15 protein-coding genes and 1 other RNA gene are annotated in these 18,139 nt (G+C 49.3%); 7 read left to right on the top strand and 9 right to left on the bottom strand.

The window, feature by feature from the left end:
- Positions 1-4: 4 nt before the first annotated feature.
- The 8 genes from OGX95_RS15745 to ydiK all read right to left on the bottom strand — a co-directional run bounded on the left by OGX95_RS15745 (position 5) and on the right by ydiK (position 8,236).
- Positions 5-1,600: an acyl CoA:acetate/3-ketoacid CoA transferase gene (locus OGX95_RS15745; protein ID WP_286630102.1), complete on the bottom strand. Its 1,596-nt coding sequence runs from the start codon at positions 1,598-1,600 to the stop codon at positions 5-7.
- A 156-nt stretch (positions 1,601-1,756) separates the two neighbouring features.
- Positions 1,757-2,515, bottom strand: coding sequence for a type I 3-dehydroquinate dehydratase (aroD, locus tag OGX95_RS15740; protein ID WP_286630101.1), 759 nt, complete (start codon positions 2,513-2,515; stop codon positions 1,757-1,759).
- A 34-nt stretch (positions 2,516-2,549) separates the two neighbouring features.
- Positions 2,550-3,416 (bottom strand): quinate/shikimate dehydrogenase, encoded by an 867-nt coding sequence (gene ydiB, locus OGX95_RS15735; RefSeq protein ID WP_286630100.1) that lies wholly within the window; start codon positions 3,414-3,416, stop codon positions 2,550-2,552.
- 21 nt (positions 3,417-3,437) lie between these two features.
- Positions 3,438-4,673 (bottom strand): MFS transporter, encoded by a 1,236-nt coding sequence (locus tag OGX95_RS15730; RefSeq protein ID WP_286630099.1) that lies wholly within the window; start codon positions 4,671-4,673, stop codon positions 3,438-3,440.
- A gap of 241 nt (positions 4,674-4,914) precedes the next feature.
- Complete coding sequence (locus OGX95_RS15725; protein WP_286630098.1) at positions 4,915-6,135, bottom strand: MFS transporter; 1,221 nt, start codon at positions 6,133-6,135, stop codon at positions 4,915-4,917.
- A 148-nt stretch (positions 6,136-6,283) separates the two neighbouring features.
- Positions 6,284-6,640 carry a YdiL family protein gene (locus OGX95_RS15720; RefSeq protein ID WP_286630097.1) on the bottom strand — a complete coding sequence of 119 codons (357 nt, stop codon included), beginning with the start codon at positions 6,638-6,640 and terminating at the stop codon, positions 6,284-6,286.
- A gap of 190 nt (positions 6,641-6,830) precedes the next feature.
- An RNA gene (rprA, locus tag OGX95_RS15715) (antisense sRNA RprA) lies at positions 6,831-6,938 on the bottom strand.
- 188 nt (positions 6,939-7,126) lie between these two features.
- Entirely contained in the window at positions 7,127-8,236 is a 1,110-nt protein-coding gene (gene ydiK, locus OGX95_RS15710) for an AI-2E family transporter YdiK (RefSeq protein WP_286630096.1), read from the bottom strand.
- A 213-nt stretch (positions 8,237-8,449) separates the two neighbouring features.
- On the opposite strand from ydiK, the gene ydiJ reads away from it, so the two are divergent.
- From ydiJ to OGX95_RS15695, 3 genes are all read left to right on the top strand, one after another.
- Positions 8,450-11,506 carry a D-2-hydroxyglutarate dehydrogenase YdiJ gene (ydiJ, locus tag OGX95_RS15705; RefSeq protein ID WP_286630095.1) on the top strand — a complete coding sequence of 1,019 codons (3,057 nt, stop codon included), beginning with the start codon at positions 8,450-8,452 and terminating at the stop codon, positions 11,504-11,506.
- Positions 11,503-11,913, top strand: coding sequence for a 1,4-dihydroxy-2-naphthoyl-CoA hydrolase (gene menI, locus OGX95_RS15700; protein ID WP_286630094.1), 411 nt, complete (start codon positions 11,503-11,505; stop codon positions 11,911-11,913). Before ydiJ ends, menI begins: the two co-directional genes overlap by 4 nt.
- Positions 11,914-11,990: 77 nt before the next feature.
- The gene (locus OGX95_RS15695) at positions 11,991-12,179 is read left to right on the top strand and encodes a YdiH family protein (protein ID WP_005120249.1); all 189 of its coding nucleotides are present in this window, start codon (positions 11,991-11,993) and stop codon (positions 12,177-12,179) included.
- Between the two features lie 68 nt (positions 12,180-12,247).
- Here the strand turns inward: OGX95_RS15695 and OGX95_RS15690 are convergent, their stop codons facing one another.
- Positions 12,248-13,099, bottom strand: coding sequence for a Vmh family MBL fold metallo-hydrolase (locus tag OGX95_RS15690; RefSeq protein ID WP_286630093.1), 852 nt, complete (start codon positions 13,097-13,099; stop codon positions 12,248-12,250).
- Positions 13,100-13,221: 122 nt separating this feature from the next.
- On the opposite strand from OGX95_RS15690, the gene OGX95_RS15685 reads away from it, so the two are divergent.
- The 4 genes from OGX95_RS15685 to OGX95_RS15670 all read left to right on the top strand — a co-directional run bounded on the left by OGX95_RS15685 (position 13,222) and on the right by OGX95_RS15670 (position 17,732).
- Positions 13,222-14,097, top strand: coding sequence for a LysR family transcriptional regulator (locus OGX95_RS15685; protein WP_286630092.1), 876 nt, complete (start codon positions 13,222-13,224; stop codon positions 14,095-14,097).
- 354 nt (positions 14,098-14,451) lie between these two features.
- Positions 14,452-14,811: a DUF550 domain-containing protein gene (locus OGX95_RS15680; protein WP_286630091.1), complete on the top strand. Its 360-nt coding sequence runs from the start codon at positions 14,452-14,454 to the stop codon at positions 14,809-14,811.
- 319 nt (positions 14,812-15,130) lie between these two features.
- Positions 15,131-15,571 carry a DUF2946 domain-containing protein gene (locus tag OGX95_RS15675; RefSeq protein ID WP_040233551.1) on the top strand — a complete coding sequence of 147 codons (441 nt, stop codon included), beginning with the start codon at positions 15,131-15,133 and terminating at the stop codon, positions 15,569-15,571.
- 82 nt (positions 15,572-15,653) lie between these two features.
- Positions 15,654-17,732 (top strand): TonB-dependent copper receptor, encoded by a 2,079-nt coding sequence (locus tag OGX95_RS15670; RefSeq protein WP_286630090.1) that lies wholly within the window; start codon positions 15,654-15,656, stop codon positions 17,730-17,732.
- The last annotated feature ends 407 nt before the right edge of the window (positions 17,733-18,139 follow it).

Raw genomic sequence — 18,139 nt, 5'->3', positions numbered from 1 at the left:
CCTTTTAATTGGCTGCGTCGGGCAAAACAAAACCCATCGTGGCATCGATAAATAATCTTTCGTCCATCAGTTTCAGGTCTGGAGAAATAACGGGAGTGAAATCCATTTTGTCCAAAATGTCTTCTTGTAAAGAAACTCCCGGGGCAATTTCCACTAAATGGAGACCATCTTCTTTTAACGTAAATACGGCGCGCTCGGTGATGTAACGCACATCCAGTCCACGTTCGAGGGCAATTTTCCCACTGAAGGTGATTTCAGGTAATTCGCTAACGAATTTCTTCACCCGACCTTCCTGCACGATATTCAATTTGCCGTCGGTAACATCTGTTTTCAGACTTCCGGCTGTCAGGGTGCCGCAGAAAATAATTTTCTTCGAGGTGGCGCTTATATCAATAAAACCGCCAGTGCCCATTATTTTGCCATTGAATTTATGCACACCGACGTTGCCGTGCTGATCGACTTCGGCGAAACTTAAATAGCACACGTCAAGCCCGCCACCGTGATAGAAGTCAAACTGGGAGGTCATATCCAGAATGGCGCGGGTGTTGACGTTGGCCCCAAAAGCAATGCCCTGCGAGGTAATACCACCGATTGGCCCGGTTTCAACCGTCAGTATGAAGTCATCGGCGCAGCCTTCTTCACGCGCGACGAGACCAATACCATCGGCAATTCCTACGCCAACGTTACCCACTGCACCTTTCCGCATTTCGAACAGCGCACGTCTGGCTACCAGTTTACGTTGGTTAAGCGGCAGGGCAGTTTGCAGGCTGTCATCAAGGACGAAATCGCCTGAAATAAAGCGGTTAACCGGCGCTCCGCCATACAGCTGAGTCTGTTCAGGATCGATAACGACGATATCCACCAGATAGCCAGGGATCCGCACTGCTTTAGGGTGCAATGTGGCTTTCTTGACCATTTTTTGTACCTGCATCATGACGATGCCGCCGTTGTTATGCACGGCCTGCGCAATGACCAGCGCATCGAGATACATCACTTCGTCTTCAAAGGTGGCGTAGCCTTCGCTGTCACAGGTGGTGGCGCGTATAAAGGCGATATTCGGCGCAATGGCTTTGTAGTAGAGATACTCTTTGTTATCAATTTCTACCAGTTTGATCAGATCTTCGGTGGTCACTTCATTGAGTTTGCCACCCTGTTGACGAGGATCGACAAACGTGCCAATGCCGATGTCACTCAAAATACCTGGCTGATGGGCCGCAGAGGCACGCAGAGTTTGAGTTAATACGCCTTGTGGATAGTTGTAGGCCGCAATTTTATTTTGTTCCGCGAGGTCGGATATCCGTGGAGATTGTCCCCAGTGGCCGCACAACGCCCATTTAACTAAACCTTCCTGTGCCAGTGGACTAATACCCCGGTCTGCGCGGTCGCCCAGTCCTGTTGGGCTAATTAGCGACAAATTACGTGGGGATTGGCTATTTTTATATTTCTCGGCCAGTGCATTAATTAATGTTGTAGCTTCAAGTATCCCACCGCCAGCGCCTAATACGCAGAGTGTGGCTTCATCAGGAATATAATCAATTGCGTCAGCTGCAGAGAGTACCGGTACCCGACCATCTAAACGTGTCGGTCTTGAAAGTTTCATATAAACTCCAGGTTATATTCGTGCGAATACCTATCGCTATATTCGATAATAGTGTTTTGCGTTGTTTGAAAATATTTAATCGTCTGCCAGATATTCGTGGTAAAACGAATATCTGGGGCAGGGCGTTATTTATTGCAAATTAATAATATTTGGCTATTAAGCCTGGTGTAATATTGTCAGAACGGTGCGTAGATCGGTTACGGAGATTTGTCCTGGGGCCGAGGCTTTTTTCACCGCACCAAACGTCGCCGCTGAGCCGAAGACTTCGCCGGACAGTCGAGAGATCACACCGGTTTTCGCCATTGACATGGTAATAATTGGGCGGTCGGCATAACGTTCCTGCATCTCCAGCGTTGCGCTAAGCAATGTCAGCACATCCGTTTTGCTTTGCGGCATCAACGCGATTTTAGGAATATCAGCACCAAGTTCCTGCATTTTACGCAGCCGCTGGACGATATCATCGGCCGCAGGTGTCTTGTGGAAATCATGGTTCGACATAATAACGAAGACATTTTTCGCGTGTGCATGCTCGACGGTTGTTTTAACCAGGTCATCACCGGTGAAAAGCTCCAGGTCGATCATATCCACCAGGCCGCTGTCCACTGCTGCGCGGTTTAATGCAATATAGTTTTCGATGGACAGTGCTTGTTCACCCCCTTCCTGTGCACTACGGAAGGTGAACAGCAACGGTTTATCAGCCATCACATCACGGATCGCGCGTGCGGCTTCCAGTACTGCGTCAATGGAAGCGACATCTGCGAAATGGTCAACACGCCATTCCAGGATGTCGAAATCCGCTTCGCGATAGGCCATTGCTTCGCTTTTTACCGTTGAGATGTCTTTACCCATCAGTGAGACAATGATCTTCGGCGCACCCTCGCCAATCACGAGGTTTCTTACGGTTACGGTTTTCATTGATTACCCTTTAACTATTCACAAATACTGCCCATCAGGCCGCAAACCCCATAACCTGTTTGACATACTCCAGCGGGAAATCTTTCCCGGTCCAGAGCTTGAACTGCTCAGCCCCTTGCCACAACAACATGCCGTAACCATCAATCGTTTTGCAACCGGCATGTTGTGCCTGTTGCAATAACTTGGTCATATGCGGGTTATACACACATTCTGTCACCAGCAGTTCCGGGCGAAGCAGGGAAACGTCGGTCACAATAGATTCGTTATCCAGCGGTTTCATGCCGACTTTCGTGCCGTTGGTCAAAATATCCGCGCTGGCCAGTGCCTCGGCAAAAGCCTGGCTATCGGCAAGGTCGATAACGGTGACAACGCAGTTGGTGTTTTCATTAACACGTTTGGCGAATGCCTGCGCCTTTTCAAAGAACTCATCTTTACGGTTAAAGATCTTAATTTCTTTGATGCCTTCAATGGCTGCTTGCGCGCCAATGGCTGTAGACGCACCGCCCGCGCCCAACAGTACCATGGTTTTACCTTTAATATCGAAGCCACTTTCTTTAATCGCGCGAATATGGCCGGTGCCGTCGGTGTTATAACCACGCAGGTAGCCATCATCATTAACGATAGTGTTGATGGCTCCAACCAGTTTGGCAGCAGGCGTTAATTCATCAACATATTCACAGGCCAACTGTTTATTGGGCATGGAAACCCCGGTGCCGCGCATTTTTAACGCTTTTAAACCGGCAATTGCATTAGCAAATGTTGAGTTATCGACTTCAAATGCCATGTATGTAAAAGGCAGACCCGCTTTTTCTAATGCTTTATTTTGCATTTCAGGGGACAGACTGTGTCTGATAGGGTAGGCCATCAGACCAATCAGTTCATATTTTGCAGTTACGTCCATTTGATACTCCTTCTAAACAATTTATTGAAAATAACGTTCGCCCAACCGCACATCATTTTTGGGGATATCAAATACGCGGTAATAGCGAATAAAGACGATGATGGCGGTGATGAATGCCAGCAGAGCAAATGCAAGGTCCAGCAAAATTATGTATTGCAGGCCGATGTTAGAAAGGTATCCGGTGATCAGTGGGATAATAAAGTTGGCTACACCCCCCATCATCATATAAACACTGGTGACTTTGGCTTTGCTCTTCGGGAAAAACTCTGACATCACCGAGACACCGAGCTGTAAAATACCGCCAGCAGCAGAGAAACCAATCAGAAACGATCCTGCGTTACAAACCAGCGGAGAGGGATACAAATAAATGACCGCAGCGGTAATGCTTGCCAGACCCGCGTTAAAAACGTTAGCCCAAATGGGGCGAACCATTTTCTTCAGGAGGGCTGCAAAGATGAATACGCAGACCAGCGATCCCATACTGTAGTAAGAGATGGTTTTTAAGGCGTCAGTTTCTGCCATGCCAGCAAATGCCATGGCATATTTCGGCATCCAGACCACGATGACATAAAAGGTTGAGAATGCGGCAACCCCAAACAGCACGGAGGCGACACCTTCCAACCAGACCAGGGGTTTACTGTTCATCTGTGGCAGATCTTTGGCGAGACCCGCGTCCACCATCTGGCTGGGAAAGCGACTTTTTAACAGCATCAGAGTGATGACCACGAACAGTATACCCGGGATGATGACCGCATAGCCGTACCACACATGGTTGAGCAGCATGGTACTGACGATGATGGGGTAAATCATCTGGCCAAACGACACCATGGCTTTAACCAGAATAACCGCCGAGCCGGATGCTTTGGGGAAACATTCCATTAACGCCGGATAACCGCCGGTATCCAGCGCTGAATTTGCTACGCCAACGCATACAGCCAGAATAAAGGCAATCATCAGATTGGGGCTGGCGGGAATACCGAAGAAGAATAGCATATAGAGAATAACGCCTAACAGAATGATAGCCCGACGACCGAACTTATCTGAGAGAACGCCAAAGAATAAAATGCTGACCAGTCGACCAAGACCAATGCCGGAAATTAGATAGGCAATCCCTGCATTATCGGTTGAAAACTTTTCAGCAAGGGATGTCATATTTTGTGCCAGTGTGATGACGCTAATGCCGTGTAAGAAATAACTTAAATAAATACAGGTTATCGCCAGAAGAAATGGCGTGTTATAGGTCTTTTTTTGAGACATTTTTTCACAACTCCTTGCGGATTTTAAAATTATTCTGTGCTCGTCGGTGTAGTTTAAATTCGGCGACCTTGTGATTAATATACCGGGCAGTAGTTATTGTACCTACATAGCATGGCGTTTAAGTTACCAGGTATATTGCATATCAAACTGTGAAACCTAATTCGCCAGACCGACGTTTTGCCGTTATTTTAAAAATACGTCCAATTATTTTGCAGAAGAGGGGAACAATATTGCATCTGCGCTATTGCGCGAGTGGTGCCGTGTTTAACTGATGCTTTGCTGCAAGCCGACTACGATAGCCAATAAACAGTGCCAGCAGGAAGCCGAGCGCAGCAATGCCCGCATCAAACCACATGATGTGAGCAATGCTGGTTTCGGAGAGCCTGGCGGTAATCAGTGGGATCGTGAAGGTCGCGATACTGCCCGCGCTGTAGTAAATACCGGTAGCTTTACCTTTCGCATGCGGAAAGCGAGCGGCCATTAGCGTTAGACCGATTTGCACGACGCCCCCGGCTGAAGAGAACCCGATGACAAAGGCGAATGTAATCACGACCCAGGTCGTTGGATGCAGGCAAACCGCCAGCAGCGCGACAAAGGAGGTAAAGGTGTACAGCATCAACAGAGATGTTGCACGACCCGCTTTTCTCGCCAGGGGAGCAGTAATGAATACGCACAGCAGCGAACCACAGGTGTAAATACTTAACAGCTTGATAGATAACGTATACGGCATGCCGGCGACAAACTGACCATACTGTGCCAACCACTGGCTAACCAGATAAAATGTGGCCATCGAGATATAGCCATACAAAGTGTAACTTCCCAGATCGAGAAGGGAACAACGGCGCTCTGGTTGAACAGGTTCCTGTAAAACGGATGATGGCGTGATGGAATGCTTCGGACCTGGGGGCGAAGGGAAACGGCAGCGAAACAAAAATATGCCGTTGACCGCCATAATTCCTGCCGCCAGCAAGAAGGACCAGCCAAACCAGAGTTCAGCCCACACCAGCAGGCTGATAACCATCGGCAACAGAAACTGGCCGCTGGACACAAAGGCTTTAATCAGGATATTGGCGGTGCCGGGCGAGCGGGGGAAGGCTTCCATCAGGCTTGGGTAGGTTCCGGCATCAAGAAAACTGTTTGCCATTCCCGCTAAAAAACCAAAGGCATAGGCAACCACAATGCTGTGAGTATTGATGATGCCAAAAAAGAAGATGAGGTAGCAGATCATGCCCAAAATGATAAACGGTCTGCGGCCATAGCGATCGGAGAGCATGCCTGCAACGAATAAGACGCTTAACCGACCGATACCAAGGGAGGAGATGACAATCGAGACCCCCGCTGCATTGGTTTGCCACTGCTGTTCAAGTGAGGACATATTGAGGGACATTAGAATGACCCCCATACCGTGAACCAGGTAATTAAGGTACAGCCCTATCGCAGTGGAGAAATAGGTGTTTTTCATAATGTGTTACTCAGCGAAGAGGCTAAATGGATGTTGTGTTCTGTGTCGCGTAGGGCGTATTAGCCCAAATAGTATGCAGACTGCGCGTGAGCGAGGGCATCATGCCGGGTGCCAGTGTTGCAACGTAGTGGTGATGTTTTATAACCGCTTAACACAAACGCTCAAGGTTGTGTGCATAGAGTTCCACAGCAGCCGATTGATAGATTTTCCAGTCGAGAAAATTGTCGTGACTATAAACTGCCTGAAAAGAAACCAGATCGGGGAAAAAACGCATCGTGTTATTACCGATACGATTATTAATTTTTTCGATGATCGCGTTAATTCTTAACTTTCTCTTTGCTTTCATTTCCGTACAAATGCGCGCGATGTTTTCCGGGATTTCTTTTTCCCCGCTTTCCCATTGTTGCCAGGCGACAATGTCGCCATCACACGCGATATACGCGGCGCTTTCTTCCACCGTCATAGCAAAAATATGGCGGATAGCCTGCAATTCTAATGCGTTCATTATTTGATCACTTCATAAAAGACGGTGGAGTAGTAATAACATTACTGTGGATATTTCGGCTTGAAGAGAGTCACAGTATCTTGTGCAATATTATTTGTTATTAATCTGTGAAGTCGGTGCATTTGGTGTGAGAGTGAAATAAAGCAATTGGCTAGCCAATGTGATGGAGGTCGTTAGGGGGGCGTGCAGGATAAAAAAAAGCCCATCGTGGGAGATGGGCAAAGACTACACACAGCAATTCGTTATTTCACTCAGGGGATTTCCATGCTTATAAATCAATGTGTTGATCTAAAGCCTTGGGGTAATAGTAGGCATGCCGGTTTTTCACGTCGATCAGATTCATCTCAATAGTTTAAAAACTGTAAAGAATTTGCGACATAAATGAGTATTCACACAGGGCTGGCGTGGGGTTTGGTTCGGGGAACTGTGAGGTGATGATAAGCAACATTAAACAATCAGGCGGCAATGTTGCCGCCTGATGCTGTATTACTTGTTGCTTTCGATTTCAGCGATTTCTTCGAGGATTTGATCCGGGTCGGTGCCCGGCGCAGGGGCTTCGTTGACCCATGCGGAGAACAGGCGCCATGAAACAGCCAGCACCACTGGGCCGATAAACAGACCAATCATACCGAATGCAATCAACCCACCGATAACCCCGGAAAGAATGAGGATCAATGGCAAATCAGCACCCATACGAATCAACATGGGACGAATAACGTTATCCAGTGTTCCGACCACGCCGCTCCACACAAGTAGCACCGTGCCCCAGGTAGAGTCACCTGTCCAGTAAAGCCAGATAATGGCAGGAACCAGTACCGGTAAAGGCCCCAGTTGCACCAGACAGGAGAGGATCATCAACACCGCCAGTAGCGTAGCGTAAGGTACCCCCGTTACCGCCAGACCAATGCCACCGAGGACGGCCTGCACCAGCGCAGTGACGACCACGCCTAATGCAACCGCACGAATGGCCTGTGCTGCCAGCAGGATTGCAGCGTCACCGCGTTTCGATGCAAGGCGGCAGGCGAAGTGGCGAATACCCAGCGCCACCTGCTCACCGCGCCAGTACAGCAGGGCGCTGAATAGCAACATCAAGCCACAGTGCATCATAAAGCGGCCAATATGCGCGGCCTGACCAACAAACCAGGTGGTTGTGGTACCGATATAGGGACGAACCTTAGCCATGATAGCCGAACCGCCCATATCCAACAGGCTGTGCCATGCGCCATAGAGTTTGGCACCCACCAGAGGAATACTGTTTAGCCACGCCAGGTCCGGCAGCGTCATATCGCCGGCGGTAACGGCATGAATCAGAGGACCACTGCCATCAACGATGCTGTTGACCAACAGAGCGATAGGAATAATGAATAACATAACTAACAACAGGGTCATCACCAGCACGGCCAGCGAACGGCGTCCCCACAGCAATTTTTGTATACGTATCAGGATGGGCCAGGTCGCAATGACCACCGTACCTGCCCAGGCAAAACCGAGGATAAAGGGTTGCACAATCCAGAGACAGGCCACAATCATGATGGCTAAAAACAGCACCGATAGTAGCACTTGTGCAATATCCCTGGGCTGACGGAAATTTACCATAAATACTTTTCACCTTTGTCTTTGCGTCAGAACGTTGACGCGACGTGAACACGTTAATCACACTCTATAATGATGAGCAATTTCAGCGGTTTTGAACAGGCGGATTCTGCCTGTAAATCTGCTGAGCGTATTAGAAAAAAATGTGATACAACAAACAAAGCAACACGCAAACGATTAAATTCACAACACAGACCGCAGGAAAGGGTCACTATAATGATTCCACAAATTTCTCAGGCGCCAGGTGTCGTTCAACTGGTGCTCAATTTTTTGCAGGCGCTGGAGCAGCAAGGGTTCACAGGCGATACGGCAACGAGCTATGCCGATCGTCTGACAATGTCGACGGATAACAGCATCTATCAACTTCTGCCTGATGCCGTGGTTTTCCCTCGTTCGACGGCTGATGTGGCGCTTATCGCCCGTCTGGCGTCAGAACCGCTCTTTTCGTCGTTGATTTTTACCCCTCGCGGCGGCGGCACTGGCACCAACGGTCAGGCGCTTAATCAGGGCATTATTGTTGATATGTCCCGTTACATGAGCCGCATCATCGAAATCAATCCTCAGGAAGGTTGGGTGCGGGTAGAGGCGGGGGTGATAAAAGATCAGCTTAACCAATATCTGAAACCCTACGGCTATTTCTTTGCGCCTGAATTGTCCACCAGTAATCGGGCGACGTTGGGGGGAATGATTAACACCGACGCTTCCGGGCAAGGTTCGCTGGTCTATGGTAAAACGTCCGATCACGTGCTGGGTATTCGCGCGGTATTGATGGGCGGGGATATTCTCGATACTCAGCCGATGCCGGTGGAGTTTGCAGAAATGCTCGGTAAAAATAATACGGCGATTGGGCGTATCTATAAAACGGTTTATGAACGGTGCCGTGAGAATCGGCAGTTGATCATTGACAAGTTTCCAAAGCTCAATCGTTTTTTAACCGGCTACGACCTGCGGCATGTCTTCAATGATGAGATGACCGAGTTTGATTTAACCCGCATCCTTACGGGGTCTGAAGGTACGCTGGCATTTATCACTGAAGCCCGCCTTGATATCACGCCGCTGCCTAAAGTTCGGCGACTGGTCAACGTCAAATACGATTCGTTTGACTCTGCATTGCGTAATGCGCCGGTGATGGTGGAAGCGCGTGCGCTGTCGGTCGAAACCGTCGATTCCAAAGTGCTTAATCTGGCACGTGAAGATATTGTCTGGCACTCCGTCAGCGAATTGATCACCGATGTCCCGGATAAAACGATGCTCGGGCTGAATATCGTCGAGTTTGCTGGTGACGATGAAGCATTAATTGATTCGCAGGTCAGTGCGCTGTGTGAACGCCTGGACGGGCTAATTGCCCGACAGGAAGCCGGTGTGATTGGCTGGCAACTGTGTACCGAACTGGCCGGTGTCGAGCGCATCTACGCCATGCGGAAAAAGGCCGTTGGCCTGCTGGGTAATGCCAAAGGCTCTGCGAAGCCGATTCCGTTTGCCGAAGATACCTGCGTACCGCCGGAACACCTGGCCGACTATATTGCCGAGTTCCGTGCGCTACTCGATAGTCATGGCTTGAGCTATGGCATGTTTGGTCACGTGGATGCCGGGGTACTGCACGTTAGACCCGCGCTGGATATGTGCGATCCGCAACAAGAAGTGCTGATGAAACGCATCTCTGATGATGTGGTGGCGCTGACGGCAAAATACGGTGGTCTGCTGTGGGGCGAACACGGGAAAGGTTTCCGTGCTGAATACAGCCCGGCGTTCTTTGGCGAGGAACTGTATCGCGAACTGCGCAAAGTGAAGTCGGCGTTTGATCCGCAAAACCGGCTCAATCCGGGGAAAATTTGCCCTCCGGAAGCCATCGATGCGCCAATGATGAAAGTGGATGCGGTTAAACGTGGGACTTACGATCGTCAGATCCCGCTGGCCGTTCGACAGGAGTGGCGTGGGGCAATGGAGTGTAACGGCAACGGGTTATGCTTTAACTTCGATGCGAAAAGCCCGATGTGTCCGTCGATGAAAATTAGCCTCAATCGCATTCACTCACCAAAAGGGCGGGCAACGCTGGTACGGGAATGGTTGCGTCTGTTGGCCGATCGTGGGATCGACCCCGTAAAACTGGAAAAAGAGTTGCCAGAAAAACGTGCCAGTTTACGTACACTCATCGCCCGAACCCGGAACAGCTGGCATGCACGTAAGGGCGAATATGATTTCTCGCATGAAGTGAAAGAGGCGATGTCTGGGTGTTTGGCATGTAAAGCGTGTTCTACGCAGTGCCCGATAAAAATTGACGTCCCGGAGTTCCGCTCGCGCTTCCTGCAGTTGTATCACACGCGCTATCTGCGCCCGCTCCGCGATCACATGGTAGCAACCGTTGAGAGTTATGCACCGCTAATGGCGCGCGCACCTAAAACGTTCAACTTTTTCATCAATCAACCGTTGGTACGTAATCTGGCTAAAAAACACATCGGCATGGTGGATTTGCCGCTGTTGTCTGCGCCATCATTACAACGACAACTGGTCGGGCATCGTTCGGCCAATATGACGCTGGAACAGCTTGAAGTTCTCAGCCAGGAGCAAAAAGCACGTACGGTGCTGGTGGTGCAGGACCCTTTCACCAGCTATTACGATGCACAGGTAGTGGCTGATTTCATCCGCCTGGTAGAAAAATTGGGTTTACAGCCGGTGCTGTTGCCATTCTCGCCTAACGGCAAAGCGCAGCATATAAAGGGCTTTTTAAACCGGTTTGCGAAAACGGCGAAAAAGACCGCTGAATTCCTCAACCGGGTGGCAAAGCTGAATATCCCGATGGTCGGTGTCGATCCGGCGCTGGTGCTATGTTATCGCGATGAATACAAGCTGGCGCTCGGCGAGCAGCGCGGTGATTTCCATGTCTTACTGGTCAATGAATGGCTATCGGCTGTACTGGCATCACAACCGCCGGTCGCTATTGGTGGTGAACCGTGGTACTTCTTCGGACACTGTACCGAAGTGACCGCTCTGCCGGGAGCGCCTGCGCAGTGGGCCACGATTTTTGCCCGGTTTGGGGCCAAACTGGAAAATGTCAGCGTGGGGTGCTGCGGGATGGCGGGTACGTATGGCCATGAAGTGAAGAATCACCAGAACTCTTTAGGGATCTATGAGTTATCATGGCACCAGGCAATGCAACGATTGCCGCGTAATCGTTGTCTGGCTGCCGGGTATTCATGTCGCAGCCAGGTTAAACGCGTAGAAGGCACGGGCGTTCGCCACCCATTACAGGCATTACTGGAGATTATAGGATGATCTGGAAACGTGAAGTCACACTTGAGGCGCTCAACGCCATGGGTGAAGGAAATATGGTAGGGCTGCTCGATATTCGTTTTGTGCATATCGGCGACACGACTCTGGAAGCCACAATGCCCGTGGACCATCGCACCAAACAGCCCTTTGGTTTACTTCACGGCGGGGCGTCTGTCGTACTGGCTGAAAGCATTGGCTCGGTGGCTGGGTATCTGTGTACGCAGGGCGATCAGAAAGTGGTGGGCCTTGAGATTAACGCCAACCACGTTCGTTCTGCACGTGAAGGGCTTGTCAGAGGGGTGTGCAGCCCTGTGCATACCGGTTCACGTCATCAGGTGTGGCAAATCGAAATCTTCGATGAGCAGGGCCGGTTATGCTGCACCTCGCGACTGACGACTGCTATTTTGTGATGCATGTTGAGTTTGGTCATTATCTGCGCAGGTAATGGTGTTATACTGTGCAGGTTCTGAACACAAGCGAGGATGATATGTCTACCCAATTAGACCCGGCCCAACTGGCAATAGAATTTTTACGTCGTGATAAAACCGATCTTTCACCGGCTCAGTACCTGAAAAGACTGAAACAATTAGAGCTGGAGTTTGCCGATTTATTAACGCTCTCTTCGACTGAACTGAAAGAAGAGATCTATTTTGCCTGGCGCCTGGGCGTTCATTGATTCCGGTATGCCTGTCGTAATAAAAACCCCGACACATGTTCGGGGTTATTTTTTGCCTTACATCTTGTTTACCACTTCATCTCACCGGTATTCACTTTTGCACTCAGTTCCAGAGAGCTTTCGTCTGCAAGGCCAGGCCATGCTGCGGTCATTGTTTTTATCACGTAGGCTGAACCTTTTTTCGCGCCCAACGCCTGTTCAAACGACTGAAGGTAATCCTGGGTGAAGCGAATTGCCTTATCACCCGCCGGGCGTTCACCAATATAATGACCTGGAACCACCTGGGCAGGATGTAATTGCTGCATTTCGCTCAGCACGTTACGCCATGCCATACGCTCTGCCGATGACTGCGTGTCCGCAGTCCAGACATGAATACCTGAAGCGATACCGGTTCCGCCAATGATGGCGCGGTTCGCAGGGATCCAGACATATGCCGCATAGTCATTAGGCTGACGTAATTCCAGCGTTTCGCCATCAACCGTAAAGCGAGTTTGTGTGGTGGCCTGCGGTACAGTGAGCGAAGTGGGTGCACCGTCTTTCATCTGTGGGCCCCAGAACTGTAATTTGGCTTCTTTGGTGGCACGAATATGATCCACCACGTGCGGCGTAGCCAGCACGTTGACACCGGGGAAGGCTTTGACGAGTGGCTCAAGGCCAAAATAGAAATCCGGATCGCCAGACGTGATCACAATGGCTTTCAGCGTCTTACCGCTGGAGCGAATCATTTGCACCAGCTTTTCACCGTCTTTGGTGCTGAATTGGGCATCAAACAAAATAGCTTCTTTCGGGCCGGACACCAGCGTAGAAGAGACCGGGAAAATAGCCTTTTCCTGCGGATTATAGACATCCAGCTGTAGTGGAGCGGCAAATGCCGAAGAGGCAAACAGGGGGAGCAGCATAGCCAGCGTATTGATTTTCATAATGGGTAACCTTGTGCAGGAAATTGTATTTTGATCGTTCCCGTATTTTAAGGAAATTCGGATCTGTTAGAATTCCCTTATCAGGACATGCTGAGTTTCATAAAACGATCGGATGGGATGCAATGGACAGAGTTATGGCGGCAACAGTTTTTAACCATATCTGTGATTTAGGCAGTTTGAGTGCCGCCGCGCGTGCGCTGGGGCTTTCCCGACCGATGGTCAGTCGCTATCTGGACGAAATGGAAAAGTGGGCCGGGGCGCGGCTTATCCATCGTTCGTCACGACGGTTGACAATCACACCTGCCGGCGAAGAAGCGTTGGTGAAAACCCGCACCCTGGCACAGCTTTCGCGAGATATCGGTGCCGCCGGACTCGCGCAAACCCCCTCGGGCACGCTACGGGTGGCGTGTGCACATTTTACTGCCATACATATTCTGGCGCCGGTGCTACCCGCGTTTCTCGCGCGCTATCCTGAACTCCGCATTGAAGTTGAGATCAACAATCAACCGGTAAGCCTGGTTGGGGAGCGTATCGATGTGGCGATCCGCATCACGGAAAATCCCGAACCCGGAACGATTGCCCGGCGCTTAGGGGATTGTGAGTCGGTGTTATGTGCTTCTGTGGATTACCTTAACCAACATGGCATCCCAAAAACCGTCGACGATCTTGCGCAGCATAATTGCCTTTATTACAGCGGATTCGCCGGAAAGTCATGGCATTTTCTGGATGCGCAAGGGCAAGCCGTCACTGTGGCTATTAAAGGTAATTTAAGCGCCGGTATCTCGTCACTGCTATGTGAATCCGCCCTGGCGGGGATGGGGATTGCGTTGGTACCTGAGCAGGAGGCGAGAGAAGGGCTGGTGCAAGGGAGATTAATACGACTTCTACCGCAACTACAGCCTAAACGCCTGCCAATTTATGGTTTATATCTTTCCCGTGATCACCAGCCTGCGGGGCTGCGACTGTTGCTGGACGCACTGAATGAGACTCAGCGCTAACTATGTGATTGAATTTGTTTGTAAAATAGTCAAAGCGCAATTTGTGTTAAAAAAAATTTATTAGTGTATGAGATTGTTCTTATCGCCCCTTCAAGAGCTAAGCCATTGTGAGTGCCGGAGATAAGCGCCGGATGGGGCCGGAACCCTTAAGTCTGCCAGCAAGCAGACTTAAGGGTTTTTTATGGCCCACATGCTTTTGAACCGCATAGTCCCCGTAGTCATCCCCACCTATCTCTTAAATAGACATTAATTATGTAAGTTGAATGTATTATGCTGAATCTAAACAACTTTTTTAATCGACCATTAGCTTTGGGGCGCGATGGGGGCATTGCTGTTGGTAACTTCGGATACGCAATGGCTGATGCCGTAAAGGTGATTGATGGAGTTCTGGAGTCGATAGTCCGTGAACAAGTACGCCGTGAACATGCAGCATGGTCACAGGCTACTTTCGGCGATGTCGGTCCAGTTGGTCTGCTGAAGCACCTTTCCAAAGAAGCGCTCGAGGCTGCTGCTGAACCAGGCGACCTTAGCGAATGGGCTGACATGCACTTCTTGTTATGGGATGCGCAACGTCGTGCCGGTATCAGTGACGAGCAGATTACCCTGGCGATGGAAGAAAAGTTGGCGGTGAATATGGCGCGCCATTGGCCGGAGCCGAAAGACGGAGAACCACGGCTGCACATCAAAGCGGATCAACAGCAGGAGCACAAGTGATGGGTCAGCTACTGCAATAGGCCACCAACAGAGTTATCGAGCTGGAAAACCTCCCACTGGCTGATGTTCCTGAAACCGTCGGTCCAGCGGAAGTCAGCATATGTTTTAGCTATTAAGCTTCAATACAACGTGATGGCAGCAATATTCGCTATGTAATTGCAAATATTTCGAAAGTGATTCTTGTTCTTCTACTTTAATAGCACATAATCCTACACTCTCCAGATAATAAGAATACTTATTGTTACCATTCAACTTTTTGTGACACTCAAAGATTAAATCAGATACACTTTCGGCAGATAAATTAATAGCTGGAAACATTTTGCAAGGGCGCATACGAACTAATCACATAGCCGCATGGCTGGCGCTGATTGCTGTCGCCATGCTGTTCGTTGCACCGGCCATCTCCAGAACGATAGCCCACCGGACAGGTTGCCAGCACATCACGCATGCTATGCCAGGGACCATGTCAGGGATACACCATGACATGGCGATGTCTGCGGTCTGTGAACCGTCTTCGCTGATGGATCAGCAGATGATGTCTGGTAAGGCTATGTCTCCGATGGAAGAGATTGCCTGCGGTTATTGTCAGCTACTTGTACAACTACCGTTTATTCAGTTTGCGCTTGTAGTTTTGTTGTGGTTACTCCTGCTTTTTGTCCTTCGCTTCTCATTAATTCCGCTTAACTGCGTCACGCTCTTTCAACCCTGGGCACCACAGCGTGCTCGTGCCCCACCTGCTGTATTTCAGTCTTCGTTTTAAACAACAAAATAGTAAGTCAGTAACGTCATGCTCATTTTTTAAGGGCAGATTTTGTTACACCTGAAAAACAGTAAGGTACTTTATGAACCCCCACTATTTTGTACGTACGCCACTTGCTTCTCTTGTCCTGCTGGCGTTGATGTCAGACGCTACTTTTGCAGAAGAAAAGCACGACCATTCTCAGATAGAGAATGATTCTGTGATGATTGTAACTGCGCCAGTTTCCACTCCGCTCGAAATTGTGACCTCGCCCAAAATACCCCGTCAGCCAGTTCCGGCAAGCGACGGCTCGGATTATCTGAAAACTATTCCTGGGTTCTCACAGATACGTAACGGTGGAACCAACGGTGATCCTGTGTTTCGTGGCATGTTTGGCTCTCGTCTTAGAATTCTGACTGATAATGGTGAAATGCTTGGTGCTTGTCCGGCACGCATGGATGCACCAAGCTCCTATATTTCTCCTGAAAGCTTTGATGTATTAACTCTGATTAAAGGCCCACAAACTGTGCTCTGGGGGTCTGGAAACTCGGCGGGAACTATCCGTTTTGATCGTGAACAGCCACGCTTTGAAAAGGCGGGGGGGCAGGGTACTGCCAGTCTTCTTGCTGCGTCAAACAATCGCTGGGATGAAAATGCAGATGTCAGTCTGGGCGGAGAGGAGGGATATCTTCGCCTCATTGGCAATAAGTCACGTTCGGATGACTACAAGGATGGAAATGGAGACCGCGTGCCCTCCAGATGGGATAAGTGGAATGGCGATATGGCTATAGGCTGGACACCAGACAAAGACACACTTCTCGAGCTTACTGCAGGTAAAGGCGATGGTGAAGCAAGCTATGCTGGTCGCGGTATGGATGGTTCGCAGTTTAAGAGGGAAAGCTTAGGAATGCGCTTTGAAAAATCCGGTATTGGCGAGGTATTCGATAAGTTTGAGGCAAATGTATATTACAACTATGCAGATCATACTATGGATAACTATTCCCTGCGCTCTCCGGGCAGTAGTATGTCAGGGGGGATGTCAGGTGATGAGATGGGAGATGCTATGGGTTCCTCAATGGACTCAGCAATGGACTCAGACTCTTCGATGAATATGAGTATGCCAATGGCGATGGAGGTTGACCGTCGCACTGTTGGTGGAAGAATGATGGGAACCTTCCTTTTCTCAGATTTTGAGCTTCGCAGTGGCGCAGATACACAACTTAGTACACACCGTAATAAAATTGATGATCGCTGGAATAAAGACGCCCGTTTCCACGATTACGGTCTTTTCAGCGAACTGACCTGGAGTGTAACAGAGCAGAACAAGGTGAAGGGGGGCGCACGTCTCGATCGCGTTCTGGTTGATAATTACACTGATGTGGGTTCAGCAAAACGGACTGATACATTACCGGCCGGTTTTGTTCGCTTCGAACATAATATGGCTGACATACCGGTTATGTTTTATGCAGGGATAGGCTACACGGAGCGTTTCCCCGATTACTGGGAGCTTTTTTCGCCGACTTATGGGCCTGGAGGTTCTGGTGATGCCTTCGATAAACTCAAAACGGAAAAAACAACTCAGATTGATATAGGCGCTCAGTACAACGGTGAACGTATAAACACTTGGGTCTCCGCTTATATTGGTCGTGTAAATGATTTTATTCTGTTCCGCTATGATCCTGATAATGCATCTATCAGCCAGGTTGATAACGTCAATGCAACCATTATGGGGGGGGAGGCAGGTATTGCATATAAATGGTCAGACTCATGGAAAACGGATGCCAGCCTTGCTTATTCCTGGGGGGAAAATACATCCAACCATCAGCCTTTACCACAGACGCCACCGCTTGAAGTCCGTCTGGGGCTGACCTGGGAACGGGGCGACTGGAGCAGTACTGGCCTTTTGCGTCTTGTTAGCAGTCAGAACCGTGTTGCTATTAACGAAGGCAACGTCGTTGGTAAAGATTTTAATAGTAGTCCTGGTTTTGCTGTGTTTTCGGCGAATGCTGCATACAAAGTTAATAAGTACGTTAAAATTAGCGCCGGCGTTGATAACTTGTTTGACAAAACGTACAGCGAACACCTGAATCTTGCTGGAAACAGCAGCTTCGGTTATTCATCAAACACATCAGTTAATGAATCGGGCAGAACCTTTTGGGGTAAAATTAATCTCACTTTTTAATGACATTTTTGCATGGCAGTAAAAGTGCTACTTATGTTTTGCCTTGATAACTATATGTACTGCTCCAGCGTTTATCGGAGCAGTATTATATTATTGACCAGGACTTCCGTAGTGTGAAGTATGCGAAAGGCTAGTCGGTAGCCTGTTGCGGTAAAGTGGTTTCGCCGCTCTTCGCTGAAGCTCTGGTGCGTGCTAATTTGCCGGAGCTTTGTCAGCAGAAACAAATAGCGGCTTAATAAAAAATTTCTAATTCAACCCGCTACGGCAGGTTTTCTTTTTCGCTTCATCAATTCCTGCTACGATTCCCTGTCTTTTACTGATGGGATAGGGATATGAAGAAAGTTCTTGTTGTTTTATTGGTGTCACTTTTCTCACTGACAGCAACGGCAGCAAACAAGCCATGCTCA

Origin of the sequence: Citrobacter sp. Cu233 (assembly GCF_030332225.1) — a bacterium.
In the GTDB taxonomy this organism is placed as follows: Bacteria; Pseudomonadota; Gammaproteobacteria; order Enterobacterales; family Enterobacteriaceae; genus Citrobacter.
This window is presented reverse-complemented; position numbering and strand designations above follow the sequence as displayed.

Bases quoted from the DNA above. Each gene is read 5' to 3' on its own strand.
- OGX95_RS15670 (WP_286630090.1), top strand. From the start codon at position 15,654: ATGAACCCCCACTATTTTGTACGTACGCCACTTGCTTCTCTTGTCCTG.
- aroD (WP_286630101.1), bottom strand. From the start codon at position 2,515: ATGAAAACCGTAACCGTAAGAAACCTCGTGATTGGCGAGGGTGCGCCG.
- OGX95_RS15720 (WP_286630097.1), bottom strand. From the start codon at position 6,640: ATGAACGCATTAGAATTGCAGGCTATCCGCCATATTTTTGCTATGACG.
- OGX95_RS15745 (WP_286630102.1), bottom strand. From the start codon at position 1,600: ATGAAACTTTCAAGACCGACACGTTTAGATGGTCGGGTACCGGTACTC.
- OGX95_RS15730 (WP_286630099.1), bottom strand. From the start codon at position 4,673: ATGTCTCAAAAAAAGACCTATAACACGCCATTTCTTCTGGCGATAACC.
- ydiJ (WP_286630095.1), top strand. From the start codon at position 8,450: ATGATTCCACAAATTTCTCAGGCGCCAGGTGTCGTTCAACTGGTGCTC.
- OGX95_RS15690 (WP_286630093.1), bottom strand. From the start codon at position 13,099: ATGAAAATCAATACGCTGGCTATGCTGCTCCCCCTGTTTGCCTCTTCG.
- OGX95_RS15685 (WP_286630092.1), top strand. From the start codon at position 13,222: ATGGACAGAGTTATGGCGGCAACAGTTTTTAACCATATCTGTGATTTA.
- OGX95_RS15725 (WP_286630098.1), bottom strand. From the start codon at position 6,135: ATGAAAAACACCTATTTCTCCACTGCGATAGGGCTGTACCTTAATTAC.
- ydiK (WP_286630096.1), bottom strand. From the start codon at position 8,236: ATGGTAAATTTCCGTCAGCCCAGGGATATTGCACAAGTGCTACTATCG.
- OGX95_RS15680 (WP_286630091.1), top strand. From the start codon at position 14,452: ATGGCTGATGCCGTAAAGGTGATTGATGGAGTTCTGGAGTCGATAGTC.
- OGX95_RS15695 (WP_005120249.1), top strand. From the start codon at position 11,991: ATGTCTACCCAATTAGACCCGGCCCAACTGGCAATAGAATTTTTACGT.
- menI (WP_286630094.1), top strand. From the start codon at position 11,503: ATGATCTGGAAACGTGAAGTCACACTTGAGGCGCTCAACGCCATGGGT.
- ydiB (WP_286630100.1), bottom strand. From the start codon at position 3,416: ATGGACGTAACTGCAAAATATGAACTGATTGGTCTGATGGCCTACCCT.